This is a genomic window from Microbacterium sp. MPKO10, assembly GCF_026107415.2.
Lineage (GTDB): Bacteria > Actinomycetota > Actinomycetes > Actinomycetales > Microbacteriaceae > Paramicrobacterium.
Window position 1 is genome coordinate 1 of record NZ_JAPCHX010000004.1, and the last position, 18,250, is coordinate 18,250.

General features: G+C 64.3%; 15 protein-coding genes. 2 read left to right on the forward strand and 13 right to left on the reverse strand.

Translation table 11 applies throughout. The features are described from left to right. Positions 1–362: 362 nt before the first annotated feature. Positions 363–1,661 carry a tyrosine--tRNA ligase gene (tyrS, locus tag OK352_RS08165; RefSeq protein WP_372338089.1) on the reverse strand — a complete coding sequence of 433 codons (1,299 nt, stop codon included), beginning with the start codon at positions 1,659–1,661 and terminating at the stop codon, positions 363–365. A 126-nt stretch (positions 1,662–1,787) separates the two neighbouring features. Between tyrS and OK352_RS08170 the strand changes: the two genes are divergently transcribed. Together OK352_RS08170 and OK352_RS08175 are read left to right on the forward strand one after the other, a co-directional pair. Next, the gene (locus OK352_RS08170; protein ID WP_265140979.1) at positions 1,788–2,405 is read left to right on the forward strand and encodes a SatD family protein; all 618 of its coding nucleotides are present in this window, start codon (positions 1,788–1,790) and stop codon (positions 2,403–2,405) included. Positions 2,406–2,410: 5 nt separating this feature from the next. Beyond that, positions 2,411–3,004 carry a hypothetical protein gene (locus OK352_RS08175; protein WP_265140980.1) on the forward strand — a complete coding sequence of 198 codons (594 nt, stop codon included), beginning with the start codon at positions 2,411–2,413 and terminating at the stop codon, positions 3,002–3,004. A gap of 18 nt (positions 3,005–3,022) precedes the next feature. Here the strand turns inward: OK352_RS08175 and OK352_RS08180 are convergent, their stop codons facing one another. The 12 genes from OK352_RS08180 to OK352_RS08235 form a co-directional block, all read right to left on the reverse strand. Continuing rightward, positions 3,023–3,625, reverse strand: coding sequence for a DNA-3-methyladenine glycosylase (locus OK352_RS08180; RefSeq protein WP_265141510.1), 603 nt, complete (start codon positions 3,623–3,625; stop codon positions 3,023–3,025). Next, on the reverse strand, positions 3,625–5,061 hold the full coding sequence (gene argH, locus OK352_RS08185; protein WP_265140981.1) for an argininosuccinate lyase: 1,437 nt from the start codon (positions 5,059–5,061) through the stop codon (positions 3,625–3,627). Before argH ends, OK352_RS08180 begins: the two co-directional genes overlap by 1 nt. A gap of 13 nt (positions 5,062–5,074) precedes the next feature. Continuing rightward, the gene (gene argF, locus OK352_RS08190; protein ID WP_265140982.1) at positions 5,075–5,998 is read right to left on the reverse strand and encodes an ornithine carbamoyltransferase; all 924 of its coding nucleotides are present in this window, start codon (positions 5,996–5,998) and stop codon (positions 5,075–5,077) included. Positions 5,999–6,019: 21 nt separating this feature from the next. Further along, positions 6,020–7,204: an acetylornithine transaminase gene (locus tag OK352_RS08195; RefSeq protein ID WP_265140983.1), complete on the reverse strand. Its 1,185-nt coding sequence runs from the start codon at positions 7,202–7,204 to the stop codon at positions 6,020–6,022. Continuing rightward, complete coding sequence (gene argB, locus OK352_RS08200; protein ID WP_265140984.1) at positions 7,201–8,109, reverse strand: acetylglutamate kinase; 909 nt, start codon at positions 8,107–8,109, stop codon at positions 7,201–7,203. Before argB ends, OK352_RS08195 begins: the two co-directional genes overlap by 4 nt. A gap of 2 nt (positions 8,110–8,111) precedes the next feature. Continuing rightward, complete coding sequence (gene argJ, locus OK352_RS08205; protein WP_265140985.1) at positions 8,112–9,263, reverse strand: bifunctional glutamate N-acetyltransferase/amino-acid acetyltransferase ArgJ; 1,152 nt, start codon at positions 9,261–9,263, stop codon at positions 8,112–8,114. Further along, complete coding sequence (gene argC / locus OK352_RS08210; RefSeq protein WP_265140986.1) at positions 9,260–10,303, reverse strand: N-acetyl-gamma-glutamyl-phosphate reductase; 1,044 nt, start codon at positions 10,301–10,303, stop codon at positions 9,260–9,262. The genes argJ and argC overlap by 4 nt, the downstream gene beginning before the upstream one ends. 209 nt (positions 10,304–10,512) lie before the next feature. Further along, the gene (locus tag OK352_RS08215) at positions 10,513–13,050 is read right to left on the reverse strand and encodes a DEAD/DEAH box helicase (RefSeq protein ID WP_265140987.1); all 2,538 of its coding nucleotides are present in this window, start codon (positions 13,048–13,050) and stop codon (positions 10,513–10,515) included. 2 nt (positions 13,051–13,052) lie between these two features. Then, positions 13,053–15,572, reverse strand: a complete 2,520-nt coding sequence (pheT, locus tag OK352_RS08220) for a phenylalanine--tRNA ligase subunit beta (RefSeq protein WP_265141511.1) — start codon at positions 15,570–15,572, stop codon at positions 13,053–13,055. 2 nt (positions 15,573–15,574) lie between these two features. Continuing rightward, the gene (gene pheS / locus OK352_RS08225) at positions 15,575–16,615 is read right to left on the reverse strand and encodes a phenylalanine--tRNA ligase subunit alpha (protein ID WP_265140988.1); all 1,041 of its coding nucleotides are present in this window, start codon (positions 16,613–16,615) and stop codon (positions 15,575–15,577) included. A gap of 35 nt (positions 16,616–16,650) precedes the next feature. Beyond that, positions 16,651–17,550 (reverse strand): amino acid ABC transporter permease, encoded by a 900-nt coding sequence (locus OK352_RS08230; protein ID WP_265140989.1) that lies wholly within the window; start codon positions 17,548–17,550, stop codon positions 16,651–16,653. Next, complete coding sequence (locus OK352_RS08235; protein WP_265140990.1) at positions 17,547–18,194, reverse strand: amino acid ABC transporter permease; 648 nt, start codon at positions 18,192–18,194, stop codon at positions 17,547–17,549. Before OK352_RS08235 ends, OK352_RS08230 begins: the two co-directional genes overlap by 4 nt. Between the last annotated feature and the right edge of the window lie 56 nt (positions 18,195–18,250).

An 18,250-nucleotide genomic window follows, 5' to 3' on the forward strand; every position in this document is an offset into this window, starting at 1 on the left:
CTGACATTCGCTATCAATCAATCAAAGGAATCCCAACCCAGACAAAAAGCCCAGGCCGAGGTTCAAAAATTGGCATTTGACATGTGCACGCTATTGAGTTCTCAAGGACCAGACGCATCCAGATTCGGCAGCATCTTCCGATACTGATTCACTCTGGAGCAACCTTGCAATCATACCACCTCATCATGACCGCTACCGACGTAGCGTCGGCGCCATGTGAGGGGAAGATGTTTACCTATTGAGGCCCGTGAGCTTCTCGCTCTCCGGCGCCTTTGTGGCAACGAATGAATACTTTACGCAGAATTCACTAGAGCGGCAAATCCCGGCGAGCCCCCGGGCGTGTCGTGAGCGCCCGTCGCTTTTCACACGTCAATTGTGACGCCGGCGAGCGTCTTCTTTCCACGACGGAGGACGTGGAAGCGACCGTGGAGGGGCTGCGCTGGAACAGCATCCGCATCTGTCACTTTTTCGTTGTTGAGGTACACGCCGCCCTGGTCGACGGCGCGCCGTCCCTCCCCCAGACTCGTCGTGAGTCCCGTCTCGACGAGAAGCTGTGCCACCGTCGCATCGCCGCCAGCTGTGGCATTCGGGAGCTCGGCGACAGCAGCTTCGAGCGTCGCAGCATCAAGAGCCGACAGATCGCCGCGACCAAACAGGGCACTGGACGCGTCAATCGCTGCCTGCGTCGCGGCTTCCCCGTGCACGAGCGTGGTAACTTCCCAGGCCAAACGCTTCTGAGCTTCACGACGGAAGGGCTCGTTCGCAACCTTCTCGGCGTATTCATCGATTTCTGCGCGGCTGAGGAACGTAAATACCTTGAGGCGATCGATCACGTCGGCATCGGCCGCATTGAGCCAGAACTGGTAGAACGCGTACGGGGTCGTCATCTCAGGATTGAGCCAAATTGCGTTGCCCTCACTCTTGCCGAATTTGGTGCCATCCGAGTTGACGATGAGGGGGGTTCCGAATGCGTGGACGTTTGCCCCCTCAACACGGTGCACAAGATCGGTTCCGCCGACAAGGTTTCCCCATTGGTCGCTCCCGCCCGTCTGCAGCACGCAATCGTGTCGCCGGTACAGCTCGAGGAAGTCGAGGGCCTGGAGGAGCTGGTAGCTGAACTCAGTGAAGCTGATCCCGGCATCCGAGTTAAGGCGTGCCGAAACAGCATCCTTCTTGAGCATTGCACCGACTCTGAAGTGCTTGCCGATGTCGCGGAGGAAATCGATGGCCGAGAGGTCCGCCGTCCAATCGAGATTGTTCACCATGCGGGCGCGATTCTCGCCCTCGAAGCTCAGGTAGTTGGAGATCTGGTCGCCGAGGCTCCGCACCCACTCGGACACCGTTTCTTTGGTCTGGAGCGTCCGTTCGGCCGTGGGACGAGGATCCCCCACCAAACCGGTCGACCCTCCGACCAGGCCCAGTGGCTTATGTCCGGCAAGCTGCAGTCGCCGCAGCGTCAAAAGCTGAACGAGGTGGCCCAGGTGCAAACTCGCTGCCGTCGGATCGAAACCGCAGTAATAGGTGATCGGCTCCCCCGCGAGGAGTTCTTTCAGTGCCGCCTGGTCTGTGGACACGTGGACGAGACCTCGCCACACAAGTTCGTCCCAGACATCATCGAAGGCAGCATCGTTTTTTTGGTTGCTCAGTACGGGGTTCGACACCTTCATTACAGTACCAGCGTGCTCGCACCTCTCAGTTTACTGGTTTAGTGAATTCCCTCATGATCGCTAGCTTTTGTCTTTTACCTAAAGTATGCTGAGTTGACGATTCCCCCTGAACGGAGCCCCATGTACGTCATCACCGCGGACCAAGTCGACAGTCGGCATACCAGTGACGCGGTCGACGACACCCTGGCGTCCCTCAACGCTGCGCACACCAGCGCTCTGGAGCTGCCCGCCGAGCGGACGGCGGGAGACGAGATCCAGCTGCTGACAAGCGATCCGGCATCAGCATTATCGATCGTCCTCGAGCTCTTCCGCGAAGGACGCTGGAGCATCGGCCTCGGAATCGGCGACGTCGCTCTCCCCCTCGGGCAATCCACACGATCATCGACGGGAGAAGCGTACTTCTCGGCACGGACGGCCGTCGATCGCGCGAAGCCGCGGCCCGTCCGATTCGCGTGCGCGTCCGCAGAGTCGATCGATCAGACCCTGACCGAGGACTTCGACGCCCTCATCAGCATCCTCCTCCTTGTTCTCGACAGGCGCACGGACGGCGGCTGGGAAGTCTACGATCTGCTCGCCACGGGCATGACACAAGCGGACGCAGCAGACAGACTGGGAATCACCCCCGGTGCCGTAAGCCTTCGAGTACGCGCCGCGGGCATTCGGCAGGAAATGGCCGCAGTTCAGGCACTCGTGCGAATGCTGACAACGTTGGATGCGCCCGCGAACAGAAAGGCATGAACGCCATGGAATTACTCAGCACATTGTCGTGGGTGACGATTCTCATCTTCATGATCGCATCGACGGTGCTGGCCAGCGTCGCGCTGAGACGCCCCCGCCTCGCGCCGGTAATCATCGCGGGCGGATTCCTCGCGGCGGCCCTCGCACTCGCGGCCCTGCCGTTCGACTCGCCCCCGTTGCCGGTTGCCCTCGCTCTCGGATTGCTCGGGCTCGTACTGGCTGTCATTGGTGGCGGGCCCGCAGCGACCGTCGTCCTTGAGGCAGCTACACGCGGGAGCGTCCGCCAGGGAACGCATGGCGGGATCCTGCTGGCCCGCTCGGATGCACGTGTTCCCGATACCGGGTATCTCGCACCGCCGAAGACGGAGGAAGTGATGCGGGGCGGGCTCGTGATCGGACTTCTCGAGCGGCTCGCCGTTGCCGCAGCGCTGATGGCCGGCTACCTGGGCGCTTTCGCCGTCGTCGTCGCGGTGAAGGGCGTCGGCCGATTCACCGAGCTAGCCGAATCCGAGTCGCGAGAGCGCTTCATCATCGGAACGCTGACAAGCCTGGTCTGGGCCACGGCTGCTGCCGGCGTCTGGGTGCTCTCGGTCGGCTGAGGCGCACTCGCCTGAGCCTCAGTCAGAACGCGGATGCCGCTTGTACGGCGAGACCGTGCGGTCACCGTCGATCCAAAACCGCCAGGGGTACGCATCGCTGCCTCCTGCCCCGCTGATTCCGGTGCGCGGGCCGGACTTCACGGCATTCACCGGCTCGCCCCGCTGCAGCGAAAACGGCTCAGCGAGCAGATCTGCTCCGTTGTCGGCCAGCTGGATGCCCAGCGCTACGGCCAGACGCCCCGGGCCGCGCGCCAGATCGCGGTCCGACTTCGATGTGGTTCGACGTCGCCTCGCCAGGTCGAGGCCCTCGACGACTTCGCCCCCGCGCATCAACAGCCCGGATGGCTGATTCTCGGGCGCGCACACGATATTGCCGCACACGTGCATGCCGTAGGTGAAGTAGGCATACAGGTGCCCAGGTTCCCCAAACATCGCGGCATTGCGCTTTGTCTTGCCTCGATGAGCATGCGAACCAGGATCGACACCGTTCCCGACATAGGCTTCTAGCTCGGTCAGCCGGATGGATACGGTACCCTCAGCTGTCGTATGCGAGACCACGGCTCCGAGAAGCCGCGGACCAACATCCACAGCCGACGGCATCAGGAACTCACGGTCGAGCATCATCGAGCGTCGGGCTGCTCCAACTCGCGCCGAAGCACTGTGACTCTCTCGACCAGCTCTGCCCGCTGCTCCGCTACACGCTCGGGTGCCGTACCACCGGCTCCGAGACGACGACCAATGGATCCTTCCACCGTCAGCACCGAGCGGACCTCCGGGGTGAGAGACGGCGAAATGCTCGCGAGCGCGGCGTCGTCGGGCTCGTGCAGGTCGATGCCGCGCTGCTCGCAGTACTGCACCAACTGCCCACTGATCTCATGCGCATCACGGAACGCCACTCCCTGTGTGACGAGCCACTCGGCAACATCCGTCGCCAGGGAGAAGCCCTGGGGCGCCTGCTCAGCCATACGTTCCGTGTTGAAACGCAGCGTGGCCACCATTCCGGTGAAAGCTGGGAGAAGCACTTCAAGCGTGTCAACGGTATCGAAGACCGGCTCTTTGTCCTCCTGCAAGTCACGGTTGTAGGCCAGGGGCATCCCCTTGAGCGTGGTGAGGAGGCCCGTGAGGTTCCCCACGAGACGCCCGGACTTACCCCGGGCGAGCTCCGCGATGTCTGGGTTCTTCTTCTGCGGCATGATGCTGGAGCCCGTCGAGTAGCCATCATCGAGCGTGACGTAGTCGAACTCCCGTGAGTTCCAGAGAATGATCTCTTCCGAGAATCGCGACAGATTGATGCCGATCATCGCGGAGATGAATGAGAATTCGGCGACCACGTCTCTGCTCGCCGTGGCATCGAGCGAGTTCTCACTCGGCCGCGCAAGACCCAGCTCGCGCGCGACGAGACCAGCGTCGAGGCCGAGCGTGCTCCCTGCCAGGGCACCGGCGCCATACGGCGACACGGATGCTCGAACAAGCCAGTCCCTGAGACGCTCTAGGTCGCGCAGCAGCGGCCACGCGTGTGCCAGCAGGTGGTGAGCCAGCAGCACCGGCTGCGCATGCTGCAGGTGCGTCCGACCGGGCAGAGCGGCGTCGGGGTGAGCCTCGGCCTGCGCGACGAGCGCGTCAATCAGTTGCACAAGCTCGGTGCCGATCACTCGTGCATGGTCCCGGAGGTAGAGCCGCACGAGAGTCGCAATCTGATCGTTGCGGCTCCGGCCGGCCCGGAGCTTGCCTCCCAGCTCCTGCCCGGCGACGAGGATCAATCCGCGTTCCAGCGCACTGTGCACGTCTTCATCTGATTCCGCGGCGACAAACCGACCATCGGCAACCTGCTCGTCGAGCTCGGTGAGAGCCGAGAGCATCGCCGTCAGCTCATCGTCGGTGAGATAGCCGGCGTCTGCCAGAGCGCGCGCGTGCGCTTTCGATCCCTGGATGTCGTAATGCGCGAGCGCCCAGTCGAACTGTGTGGATCTACTGAGCCTGGCCAACTCAGGCGACGGTCCGCTCGCAAAGCGACCGCCCCACAGTGCTCCGGCTTCGCCGGCACGATTCGTCGTCATCTCGTCCTTTCGGTCACGCACGCGCGAGCAGCCAGACCATGAGGGCCTTCTGCGCATGGAGTCGGTTCTCGGCTTCGTCCCAGATGATGCTCTGCGGCCCGTCGATCACATCGGCCGAGACCTCGAACCCACGGTCAGCGGGCAGGCAGTGCATGAAGACAGCATCCGGCTTCGCCTGGCTCATCAAACGCTGGTCGACACGATACGACGACAGCGAGGCGAGACGAGCTGACTTCTCCTCTTCCTTCCCCATCGACACCCAGGTGTCGGTCACGAGGACGTCGGCTCCCGTGGCCGCATCGACCGGGTCGGTCAGGATGCTGATGGAGCCACCAGTCTGCGCAGCGCGTGCACGCGCGTCATCCACCACTGTGTCGGTGGGTGCGTAGCCCTCGGGAGAGGCAATGGTCACGTGCATCCCGGCTGTGGCACCCGCGAGAAGGTAGGACTGGGCCATGTTGCAGGCGCCGTCGCCGATGAAAGTCAGTCGGAGACCCGCGAGATCTCCCTTATGCTCGCGAATGGTCAGCAGATCAGCAAGCAGCTGGCACGGGTGGAAGTCATCGGAGAGCGCGTTGATCACGGGCACCGTGGTCTTCTCGGCCATCTCTTCGAGACCCGCCTGACCGTATGTGCGCCACACGATCGCGGACACCATGCGTTCAAGCACACGCGCGGTGTCAGCGGGCGTCTCTTTCCCACCGAGCTGACTGTTGGCCGTCGAGATAATCAGCGGCGCACCACCGAGATCCGCGATCCCGACGGCGAAAGATACGCGTGTGCGCGTCGACGACTTGTCGAAGATGACGGCGACCGTCTGCGGCCCCTCGAGCGGCTTCTGCGACCAGCGATCACGCTTGAGGTCGAGCGCGAGATTGAGAATCTCCGTCTGCTCGGCAGGCGTGATGTCGTCGTCACGAAGGAAGTGTCGGGTCATTGTGCTCTTTCGGGTATGTCGTCAGTTGATGGAGGTCAAGGCGCTGCGGAATCGTGTCTCGAAATCGGAGATCTCGGCATCGCCGATGATGAGCGGCGGCGCCAGTCTGATGGTGTCGGGGTTGGGGGCGTTCACGATGAGCCCCGCCGAGAGCGCTGCAGCGTGCAACTGAGAGGCGACGGGCCGGGCCAGTTCGATGCCGAGGAGGAGCCCCCTGCCTCGAACGCCAGCGATCAGCTGGGGATCCATCGTGCCGATCACCTCGCGGAGCTGCTCGCCGCGCCGCGCCGCATTCTCGACGAGCCTTGCCGTCTCGATCTCACCAAGCACCGCATTGGCCGTGGCCGTCGCGAGAGGATTACCGCCGAACGTGGTGCCATGCTGGCCGGGGTGAAAGAGGTCGCTCGCACGCCCGAAGGTGATGATCGCGCCCATCGGCACGCCGCCGGCGATGCCTTTGGCAACGGTCACGACATCGGGGGTGATGCCGTGTGCCTGGTACCCGAACCAGGTGCCTGTGCGTCCCACACCGGTCTGGATCTCGTCCATGATCAGCAGGGCGCCGACGTCGGCGGTGAGCTCGCGTGCGCGTTCGAGAAAGCCATTGGGAACCTCAACGACACCTGCTTCACCCTTGATGGGTTCGATGATCACCGCGGCGACACTGTCGTCCATGGCGTCTTCGAGGGCGTCGATCGTGGTGTCGATGTACTCGACTCCACCCGGCAGCGGTGCAAAGTCTGTGTGCATCGCCGGCTTCCCCGTCAACGCGAGCGCCCCCATCGTGCGGCCGTGGAAGGAGTTCTTCATGGACAGGATGCGTGTGCGCTTCCCGTCTGGACCGGCGTTGAGACGGGCGAGTTTGAAAGCGCCCTCGTTCGCCTCTGTCCCGGAATTCGAGAAGAAGACGCGACCGGAGTCCCCGGCGCCGCTGAGGCGTTTCAGGCGAGCGGCGAGTTCAAGCTGAGGTGGGGTCGAGAAGTAATTGGACACGTGGATGAGCATCGCAGCCTGCTGCGAAACAGCTTCGACGACGACGGGGTGCGCATGCCCAAGGACGTTCACGGCGATGCCGCCGAGAAAGTCAAGATACCGTGTGCCATCAACGTCCTCGACATAGCAGCCATCGCCGCGCACGAGCAGCGCCTGGGTGGGCCCGAACGTGTTCATCATGTCGCGCTCAACGCGCTCCTGCCAGGTGGTCATCTGGTCTCCTTCACAACTTCGGTTCCCACTCCCGGGCCGGTGAACAGCTCCAGAAGAATGGAGTGGTGGACGCGGCCATCGATAATCGACGCAGCGTCAACGCCTCCGTCGATCGCGGTCAGGCACGCTTCCATCTTCGGGATCATGCCGGCCTCAAGTTTGGGCATCAGCACACGAAGCTCGTCAGCGGTGATGCTTGTGACCAGTGAGCTGGTGTCGGGCCAATCGCTGTAGAGTCCCGCGACGTCCGTGAGCACGATGAGCTTCGAGGCTGTCATCGCCGCGGCGAGGGCACCCGCAGCGGCATCCGCGTTGACGTTCAGGGGGCGCGACAAGTCCCCATCTTCCGGCGCGATCGACGACACCACGGGGATCCGGCCGGCATCGATCGCGCTCTGGACAACAGACGGGTCGACGGCGGCGATATCGCCCACGCGACCGAGGTCCACGGCTTGACCATCGATCACCGTCGTACGTGTGGCGCCTGTGAAGAGGGCGGCGTCCTCCCCCGACAGCCCGATCGCGAGATCGCCGTGCACGTTGAGAGAATCGACGATCGCGCTGTTCACCTCGTCGCGGAGAACCTGGCGGACGACGTTCATGGCCTCGGGGGTCGTGACGCGATATCCGCCGCGGAACTCGCTGTGGATCCCGGCCTCAGCGAGAGCGCGGGAGATTTGTGGGCCGCCGCCGTGGACGACGGCTGGATGGAGGCCGACGTGGTGAAGGTAGGCAATGTCCTCGGCGAATGCTGCCGTGAGATCTTCCGAGACCATGGCGTTGCCACCGAACTTCACGACGACGACGGCACCGCGATACCGCGTCAGCCACGGAAGCGTGTCGATGAGTGTCGCGGCGCGCTCTTGTGCGACGTCACGAGAAAGCTGAGTTGCGTGTGTGGACATGATCAGCTCGAATACGCGCTGTTCTCATGCACGTAGTCGTGCGTGAGATCGTTGGTCAAGATTGTGGCCGATTCGGCACCCGCGTGCAGCTCGATGAGTACGGTGCAGTCCCTTCCCGTGAGGTCGACGCGCTCACGTGGCTCATCCGGGCCGCCCGCGTGGCACACCCGCACTCCGTTCATCGAGACATCGACACGGTATGGGTCGAAGTCCGCCGATGTCGTTCCGATCGCCGCCAGAACGCGGCCCCAATTGGGGTCGTTGCCGAAGATCGCAGCTTTGAAGAGGTTGTTGCGTGCGACTGATCGTGCAATCTCCAAGGCGTCGTCCTCGCTTGCCGCCTCCGTGACTTCGATTGCAATGTCATGACTCGCGCCCTCGGCATCGCGTTGCAGCTGACGGGCGAGATCGTGGCACAGATCGGTGAGCAGTGCCGTGAACGACGTTTCGTCTGGAGTCACGCCGGATGCGCCCGACGCGAGAAGCGTCACCTGATCGTTCGTCGACATGCACCCGTCGGAATCCACCCGATCGAATGTGACACGTGTCGCTGCGCGCAGTGCACGGTCAAGCGCACGAGATTCCAGGTCGGCATCTGTCGTGATCACCACAAGCATCGTGGCAAGCCCGGGAGCGAGCATGCCCGCGCCCTTCGCCATTCCGCCGATGGCGTATCCGTCTGCTGTGCGCACTGCGGTCTTCTGATGCGTGTCCGTCGTGAGAATTGCTTCAGCAGCGTGCGATCCGCCGTCCGGGTCCAGCTGGGATGCTGCTTCCGCAACGCCCGCCGCCACCGCTGAGACGTCGAGCTGTTCACCGATGAGCCCCGTCGAACAGACAAGAACGTCTCCCGATGACACTCCGAGTGCCTCGCCGACGGCCTCGGCCGTTGCGTGAGTTGTCTGGAAACCCTGCTCTCCCGTGAAGCAGTTCGCTCCGCCCGAGTTGAGGACAATCGCCGAGGCCGTGCCGTCGCGAATAACCTGTCGTGACCAGATAATTGGGTTTGCGACGGCGCGATTGCTCGTGAACACCGCTGCCGCAGACGATCTCGGGCCGGTGTTGACGATGAGCGCAAGGTCGCGCCCGCCGGAATCCTTCAGCCCCGCAGACACGCCAGCCGCTGAAAATCCTTGTGGTGTGGTGACGCTCACGGCGCTACTCCGTTCACTGTCAGGCCCGTCGTTTCGGGCAGTCCGAGTGCAATGTTGGCTGACTGGATCGCGGCGCCCGCGGTGCCCTTCGCCAGGTTGTCGACGGCGGTGACGACGACCACGCGGCCGGCGGCGGTGTCGATGGCGAGGCCCATCAGCGCCGTGTTCGCCCCGAGAACGTCCGCCGTGCGCGGCACCTCTCCCTCGGGCAGCAGCTGCACGAACGGTTCATCGGCGTAGGCGGACTCCCAGGCCTCACGAATCTGTGCTGCCGTGGCACCGGGTGCGATCCGCGCCGTCGACGTCGCGAGGATGCCGCGAGACATGGGGACGATCACCGGGGTGAACGAGAGGCTGACATCAGCAGCTCCCGCCCAGCGCAGCCCCTGGGTGATCTCGGGGATGTGCCGGTGCGTTCCACCGACGGCGTACGGGTTCGCCGTGCCGAGCACCTCTGCGGCCAACAGGTGCGGTTTCAGACTCTTGCCGGCTCCCGACGGCCCGACGGCGAGGACCGACACGATGTCGAGCGGCTCGATCACCCCGGCAGCGATTCCCGGCGCGAGCGAGAGCTCGACAGTGCTCGCGTTGCATCCCGGTGCGGCGATTCGGCGAGCGCCCGCAAGCGCCTCACGCTGTTTGTGCGAGCCGACGATGAGTTCGGGAACACCGTAGGACCATGCCCCGAAGTGCTCTCCCCCGTAAAACGCATCCCAGTCGTCCGGAGATGCCAGGCGATGATCGGCACCGCAGTCCACAACGAGGGTGCTTTCGGGAAGATGCGCTGTGAGCTCGCCTGACTTTCCGTGCGGAAGCGCGACGAAGACAATGTCGTGGCCCGACAGCTGTTCCGGTGTCGTCTCGGCGAGGGACAGGTGTCGGAGGGAGCGAAGATGCGGCTGCAGGGCAACGAGCGGCGCTCCTGCATTGGAGTGCGCTGTCACTGTGGTGATGTCGAACTCGGGATGATCGGCGAGCAGCCGGAGCAGCTCTCCCCCGGCATACCCTGAGGCGCCGGCGACGGCGACGGTGAATGTCATGCTTCTACCTTATTGAGTGGGCGGTCTGCACTGGTGGCGGCGGCGCCCACTCGTGCCCAGATCACAGGTGCACGACAGGCGTCGCCGAGGTTCGCACGGCACGCCGGCGTCGACGCAGTCCGCGCACCGCAATGGGGCGGGCGACAGGATGAGCGGCGGACGTCATGCGTCGAGAATACCCCGGAGACGCATGCGTTCGCCACTTGATGTCACAGCCTGCTGACGGAGTCAACGGTGACCTGTGCCTGCCCGGCCTCGTCTGATGCTGCGCAGTCGACGATCGCGTGGATCCGCCAGTCGTGGTGGCCGGCGGGGTCGTCGATCGTCTGCGTGACGCTCCACGTGGCCGAGCCTTCCTCAATGATCAGCAGCGCTGGCCCTCGAGCATTCGCCCCCGTCAGGATCTCGTCGTGCTCGTCGAAATAGGCATCGAGGCTGGCTCGCCAGTCGTCGGCGCTGAGCCCTTCGCCTGCGTCGAGAGCACGGAGCCCGTCGTAGTCTTCTCGAGCGGCGAGCTGCACCCGCCGGAACATCTCGTTCCGGACGAGGATGCGGAACGCCCGCGTCTGCGCGGTGAGTCGCGCTGGTGCTGGCGGGGCGACGTCTGCCTCATGCGCGCGGTGCGCAGCAGCATCCGGATTCACGAGCTCGTCCCACTCGTCGAACAGGCTGGAGTCGACCTGGCGCACAAGCTCGCCGAGCCACTCCACGATGTCCGTGAGCTCCTCGATCATGAGCGACTCGGGAACAAGCTGTCTGATGGTCCGGTAAGCGTCGCTGAGGTAGCGCAGCACCACACCCTCGGAGCGCATGAGCTGGTAGAACCGCACGAACTCTGCGAAGTTCATCGCGCGCTCGAACATGTCGCGTACAACGGACTTCGGGGCGAGTTCAAAATCGGCGATCCACGGCTGCGAGGCACGGAACGTCTCGAACGACTGCTCGAGCAGTTCAGCCAGCGGCTTCGGCCAGGTGATCTGCTCGAGACGCTCCATGCGCTCCTCGTACTCGATGCCGTCCGCCTTCATCGCTGCGACGGCTTCGCCCTTGGCCAGGAACTCCTGCTGATTCAGAACGGCGCGGGGGTTGTCGAGCGTGGCCTCGATGATCGAGATGATGTCGAGGGCGAACGCGGGCGACTCGGGGTCGAGCAGCTCGAATGCGGCGAGCGCGAACGGTGAGAGCGGCTGGTTCAGGGCGAAGTTCGCCGGCAGGTCGACGGTCAGGCGGATGCTGTCGTCGTGCACCTCGACGATCTCGGCGTCCTTCAGCGTGCGGAAGATGTTCAGCGCACGCCGGGCCAGGTCTCGCTGTCGCGCGAGCGGCTCGTGGTTGCCGAAGATAAGGTGACGGACGTGTGAGAACACATCACCTCCGCGGGCGATCACGTTGATGAGCATCGCGCTGGTCATCTGCATGTGACTGGTGAGCGTCTCGGGCTCGGCGGCGATCAGCCGGTCGAATGAGCCTCGCCCCCACGACACGAATCCATCCGGTGCTTTCTTGCGGATGATCTTGCGGCGTTTCTTGGGGTCGTCTCCCGCCTTTTCGAGCGCTTTGATGTTCTGTGTCTCGTGGTCCGGCGCTTGGGCGATCACGGTGCCCGCTGTATCGAATCCGGCGCGTCCGGCACGGCCGGCGATCTGGTGGAATTCGCGCGCGTTGAGCTGCCGCATGCGTGTGCCGTCGTATTTCGTGAGCGCGGTGAACAGCACGGTGCGAATCGGCACGTTGATGCCGACGCCGAGTGTGTCGGTTCCGCAGATCACCGGAAGGAGCCCGGCCTGCGCGAGCTGCTCGACGAGGCGGCGATACTTGGGCAGCATCCCGGCATGATGCACGCCGATTCCCGCGCGGACGAGTCGTGAGAGGGTCTTGCCGAACGCTGTCGTGAAGCGGAAGTCGCCGATGCGGTCGGCGATGCGCGCCTTCTGCTCTTTCGACACGATCTTCTGACTGGTCAGTGCCTGCGCGCGTTCCATCGCCTGCGCCTGCGAAAAGTGCACGATGTAGATCGGGGCGCGATCCGTGTGCAGCAGCTCATCGACGGTCTCGTGAATCGGGGACGTCTCGTAGTGGTAGCTGAGCGGAACGGGACGCTCGACTCCGGTCACTTGCCCGGTTCCGCGCCCGGTGCGGCGTGTGAGGTCGGCGGCCAACTCGGTGACGTCGCCGAGGGTCGCGGACATGAGCACGAACTGCACGTTGTGAAGGGTGAGGAGGGGAACCTGCCATGCCCAGCCGCGCTCTGGGTCGCCGTAGTAGTGGAATTCGTCCATCACGACCTGGTGGACGTCGATGTCGTCTCCCTGCCGCAGCGCGAGGTTCGCGAGGATCTCCGCGGTGCAGCAGAGAATCGGAGCATCAGCATTCACACTCGAGTCGCCCGTCATCATGCCGACGTTCGCGGCCCCGAAGATTTCGACAAGCGCGAAGAACTTCTCGCTCACGAGCGCCTTGATCGGTGCCGTGTAGACAGTGCGCTCCCCGCGTGCAAGGGCGAGCAGGTGCGCGCCGACTGCCACGAGAGACTTTCCCGTTCCCGTCGGTGTCGACAGAATCAGGTGCTGCCCGCCCATCACCTCAAGCAGGGCGTCTTCCTGCGCCGGATACAGCGTCATCCCCTGTTGTGAGCTCCACGCTGTAAATGCGTCAAGAACCTTCTCGGGGTCAGCCGATTCCGGCACGGTGATTCTCTGCGCGCCCGCCGCCGCCTCCTCTGTGCCGTCTGCCGGCCCGCTGTGCACGCTCAGTCCCGGATCGCCGCCCCGAAGAGCTCTCCCGCGCGTGCGGCACCGGCCAGCTTCGCCTCGGACGCCTCAGCGGCGGTGAGGGTGCGGTCGGGCGCGCGGAAACGCAGGGCAAACGTGAGGCTCTTCTCGCTGTCTCCGACACCGCTGCCGCGATAATCGTCGACGAGCCGGATCTCCTCGAGCAGGTCGCCCGCTCCCTCGCGCACGGCATCGAGCACGTCGCCCGCGGCGACGAACTCCGACACGATCAGCGACAGGTCCTGCGTCGCTGCGGGCTGGGTCAGGATGCTGTGAGTCGCGACGACCTCGGGAGCGGCGCTCAGCACCGTGTCGAGGTCGATCTCCGCGACGGCGACGACGCGCGGCAGGTCGTGCTCGTCCGCGATGTCCGGCAACAGCTCTCCCGCGAATCCGACGGGGGTGCCGTTGACTCTCAGCTCGGCAGTGCGGCCCGGATGCAACGCCTTGTGCGCGCCTTGCACGACGTCGATGTGTACTCCGACGGCGAGCCCAATCTGCGCAACGCTCGCGAGAACGTCGCCGATGCCGGCCGGAACAGCGGGTTGACCTGGCTGCTTCGCAATGGCGTTGCCCAAAGCGAGCACGGCCACATGCCGCGGCTGCGGTGGAATTCCCGCGTCTAGCGACGCGATGGTCTCGTCAGAGGGACGCTGCGTTCCGCTCGGCAGTTCGATCGTGCCGTAAACGGTGCCCGGCTCGGGCCGGAAGACCAGACCCATCTCGCTGAGAGCCTGATCGGTGATGCCGCGCGAGAGGTTGCGGTGCGCGATATCGATCAGCCCGGGCAGCAGCGAAGTGCGAAGCTGTGCGGCACGCGCGTCGAGCGCGTTGGCGAGCGTCACGGCGGGAACTGGCTCATCGGAAGGGCTGCCGAACAGCGCATTCGATTCGGCCGCGACGAACGGGTACGCCAACACCTCGGTGCTGCCGGCCGAGGCCAGCGCATCGGCGACGGCGCGACGCGCACGCTGCGCGCGTGTCAGCCCGCGACCGGGTGGGGCGACGGGGAGGATGCTCGGAATGCGGTCAAAGCCCACGATCCGCGCGATCTCCTCCACCAGGTCCGCCTTGTCGGTCAGATCCGGACGCCACGTCGGCGGCGTTACGGTGAGGCCACCGGTCGATGACTCCACACGACAGCCGATCTCTTCCAGGGCACTGCGCTCTTCAGCATCCGTGTAGTCGACCCCGATCAGCGACGACGAGAATCCGCTCGGCAGCGGGATGGACGGCACCTCTGTGCTCGTGTCGAGCTGCGAGCCACGGTCGTCGGCGGTTCCGCCGGCGAAGCGCACCATGAGCTCGACCACACGGTCCGCTGCGGCGGCGGCGATCGCCGGATCCACCCCGCGCTCGAACCGCTTTGACGCCTCGCTGGGGAGCTTGTGCCTGCGCGCGGTGCGGGCAATGGAGACCGGGTCGAAGTTCGCCGCCTCGACGAGAACGTTCGCCGTCGACTCCCCCATCTCGGTCGTGTCGCCGCCCATCACGCCAGCGAGGCCGATCGGCCCGCTGTCATCGGTGATGAGCAGGTCTTCCGGATTCAGCGTTCGCGTCGCATCGTCAAGTGTTGTAAGTGTCTCGCCGTCCCGCGCGCGGCGCACCACGATGCCCCCGGCCAGCGCATCGAGGTCGTACCCGTGAATGGGCTGCCCCAGCTCGAGCATCACATAGTTCGTGATGTCGACGAGGATCGACAGAGATCGGATGCCGGCGAGCCGCAGTCTCGAGGCCATCCACGTCGGCGTGGGGGCGTTCGCATCGACGTCGCGCACCACGCGCGTTGTGAAGACGGAGCATCCGATGCGGCCCCTGATCGGCGCCGCGTCGTCAACCCGGACATCCACACCGCTGAGACCGGACGGTACGTCGCGGATGGCCGGGTCGCGGAAGGCGGCTCCCGTGGAATGCGAGAACTCACGTGCGACACCGCGGATCGAGAAGGCATAGCCGCGATCGGGCGTCACGTTGATCTCAATCGCCGTGTCGTCAAGACCGAGCAGGGCAATGGCGTCCGTGCCGACCTCGGCGTCCAACCCCAACGACCCGAGGGTCAGGATGCCGTCATGGTCGTCGCCCAGCCCCAGCTCACGTGCGGACGCGATCATGCCGTCAGAGATGTGACCGTACGTCTTGCGCGCCGCGATCGGGAAGGGCCCGGGAAGGACGGCCCCGGGAAGCGTCACGATGACCTTGTCTCCGGGCGCAAAGTTGTGCGCGCCGCAGACGATGCCGTGCACAGCATCCCCGCCATCAGCGGCGGTCGCACCCTCTGGCGCCACCTGCACCTGGCACCAGCGGATGACTTTGCCGTTCTTCTGAGGCTCCTCGTCGAACGAGAGCACCTGCCCGACAACGAGGGGGCCGGTCACATCGACTCGGTGGACGTCCTCTTCCTCGAGGCCCACGCGGACGAGTGCCTCCTGAACGCTTTCGGGCGTCGACCCTTCCGGAAGATCAACGTACTCGGCGAGCCAGCTCAGTGGGACACGCATCACTACACCACCATTCCGAACTGCTGAGAGAAACGGATGTCTCCCTCGACGATCTCGCGCATGTCATGAATATCGTTGCGGAACATGAGTGTGCGCTCGATCCCCATGCCGAACGCGAAGCCGCTGTACTCGTCGGGGTCGATGCCCGCGGCGCGCAGCACGTTGGGGTTGACCATGCCGCAGCCGCCCCATTCGATCCAGCGCGCTCCCCCCGTGAATGTAGGGTGCCAGAGATCGAGCTCGGCGCTGGGCTCGGTGAAGGGGAAGTAGCTCGGGCGCAGGCGAATCTGCGCCTCGGGTCCGAACATCGTGCGGGCGAAGTGTTCGAGCGTGCCGCGCAGGTGAGCCATGGTGAGGTTCTTATCCACGGCGAGGCCCTCGAATTGGCTGAACACGGGCGTGTGCGTCGCGTCGATTTCATCCGTCCGGTAGGTGCGGCCAGGGGCAAGCACGTAGACGGGGAGGTCGCGCTCAAGGAGGGACCGGATCTGCACCGGTGAGGTGTGTGTGCGCAGCACCAGGTGGGCATCAACAGGGTCGACGAAGAAGGTGTCCTGCATCGCTCGGGCCGGGTGGTCGGCGTCGAAGTTCAGGGCATCGAAGTTGTACCACTCGCTCTCGACCTCGGGGCCTTCCGCGATCTCCCATCCCATGCCGACGAAGATGTCGGAGACACGATCTTGCAGCATGGTGAGCGGATGCCGGGCCCCGGGCGTATAGCGCGATGCCTGTGCCGTCACGTCAATGGTCTCCGCCTTGAGCTGCGCGGCCTTTTCGACGACCGTGATCTCTTGCTGCCGCGCGGCGAACTGAGCGTTCACGCGACCGCGCGCCTGCCCGACGAGTTTGCCGAGCGCGGCCTTCTGATCTTTCGGTACGTTACGCAGCTGCCCGTTGAGCCGAGCGAGAGCCGATGACTCTCCCATGTGCTCGGAGCGGACGGCTTTCAGGTCAGCAGAGCTCTCTGCCGCGTCAAGAGCGGTGAGCGCCGCGTCGACGGCAGCGTTCACTGCCTCTTCTGTGATGGGGATAGCGTCAGACACGATCCCTAAGTCTAGCGGTGACCCGAGAGCGGGATCTAACCCCGACCGACCTGATTGGCCTGCATCGCGATTGCCTTCGTTTCGGCGGCCGCCAGATCATCGCGTGCTCCTGGGTCACGCGGCAGCTTCTTGCTGTGCCGTGAGCGCACTTCAACCCATTTCGCGAGCGCCGCGAGCAGCAGACAGAGTCCGATGTAGATCGACCCGAAGATGATCGTCGACGGGATGATCGGACTGCCGTACGTGACCTGGCTCCCATAGAACTTGGCCAGGTACAGAAGCTCGTTGAAGGTGATGATGAATCCGAGCGCCGTGTCTTTCAGCACGACGACGAGCTGTGAGATGATCACCGGCAGCATCGCCCGAATCGCCTGGGGATAGAGGATGACCGACATCACGCCGGTCTTGCGCATCCCGATCGCGTAGCCGGCCTCGGCCTGCCCGCTCGGCAGAGATTCGATGCCCGAGCGGAAGACCTCGGCGAGCACCGATCCGTTGTACAGGATCAGGCCCGTGACGACGGCGGTGTACGGCGTGATGAAGTCAAGGCCAACCGTCGGAAGTCCGTAGTACATGATCAGCATGAGGATCAAGACCGGTATCGCGCGGAAGATCTCGGTGAAGACTGTGACCGGCACGCGCACCCACGCATGGTTCGATGCCCTGCCGACTGACAGGATCAGTCCGAGAAGCAGACTGCCGATCGCTGCGACGACGAATGCGGAAAGCGTCGACACCGTCGCACTGCCGATTTTGCGCCACACGGCCGTGTAACGGAACAGCTCCCATTTCGCAGCAGAGAACTGTCCGGATGCGAAGAGCTGATACACGATGAAGGCGACGATGCCGAGGACAACGAGCGTCGCGACAACCGCGAGAATCCTATTGCGCACCCGTGCGCGGGGCCCCGGTGCGTCGTACAGCACAGTGCTCATCGGGCCACCTTCCATCGCTTTTCGAGTCGTCGTTGAATGTACGCCAGGATCATCACCAGAACGATGAAGAAGAACGCCACCCACAGCAGCACGATCATGGCGGGCTCTCCGCGCTCCGATGCGTAGGCCCGAATCGCACCGGCCTCATGAACCGAGAACCCGGCGGCGATCGTCGTATTCTTCAGCAGGGCGATGAGAACGCTCATGAACGGCGGGATGACAGCGCGAAATGCCTGAGGCATCACGACGCGCGTCATCGTCGGAACAAAAGAAAGCCCGATCGCACGAGCTGCTTCGGCCTGCCCCAGGGGCACCGTGTTGAACCCCGAACGCAGCACCTCAGCGATGTATGTCGCCGTGTACAGGCTCAGAGCAATAATGGCGAGCCAGGTGTAGCTGAACTCGGGTAAGCCCAGCTTGGGATACCCGAAGGCGAAAAAGAAGAAGATCAGCGTCAGCGGTGTGTTTCGCACCAAGTTGACGTAGAACGTGCCGAACCCGCGCATGACGGGTACGGGTGAAACACGCATCATGCCGACGATCAGTCCCAGCACCGTTGAGAACAGTGCTGACCAGACGAACAGCACGAGCGTCGTTCGGAACCCCACGACGAAAATGTCGAGGTTGTTCAGCAGGACGTCCACGTGGCTCCTCTTCTTCGAGTGTGATCTCGATGCGGGCCGGGCACCGCGGCGGGTGC

Excerpts from the sequence above, each read along its gene's own strand:
- OK352_RS08170 (WP_265140979.1), top strand. The coding sequence starts at position 1,788 with ATGTACGTCATCACCGCGGACCAAGTCGACAGTCGGCATACCAGTGAC.
- OK352_RS08175 (WP_265140980.1), top strand. The coding sequence starts at position 2,411 with ATGGAATTACTCAGCACATTGTCGTGGGTGACGATTCTCATCTTCATG.
- OK352_RS08180 (WP_265141510.1), bottom strand. The coding sequence starts at position 3,625 with ATGCTCGACCGTGAGTTCCTGATGCCGTCGGCTGTGGATGTTGGTCCG.
- argH (WP_265140981.1), bottom strand. The coding sequence starts at position 5,061 with ATGACGACGAATCGTGCCGGCGAAGCCGGAGCACTGTGGGGCGGTCGC.
- argF (WP_265140982.1), bottom strand. The coding sequence starts at position 5,998 with ATGACCCGACACTTCCTTCGTGACGACGACATCACGCCTGCCGAGCAG.
- OK352_RS08195 (WP_265140983.1), bottom strand. The coding sequence starts at position 7,204 with ATGACCACCTGGCAGGAGCGCGTTGAGCGCGACATGATGAACACGTTC.
- argB (WP_265140984.1), bottom strand. The coding sequence starts at position 8,109 with ATGTCCACACACGCAACTCAGCTTTCTCGTGACGTCGCACAAGAGCGC.
- argC (WP_265140986.1), bottom strand. The coding sequence starts at position 10,303 with ATGACATTCACCGTCGCCGTCGCCGGCGCCTCAGGGTATGCCGGGGGA.
- pheT (WP_265141511.1), bottom strand. The coding sequence starts at position 15,572 with ATGCGTGTCCCACTGAGCTGGCTCGCCGAGTACGTTGATCTTCCGGAA.
- OK352_RS08230 (WP_265140989.1), bottom strand. The coding sequence starts at position 17,550 with ATGAGCACTGTGCTGTACGACGCACCGGGGCCCCGCGCACGGGTGCGC.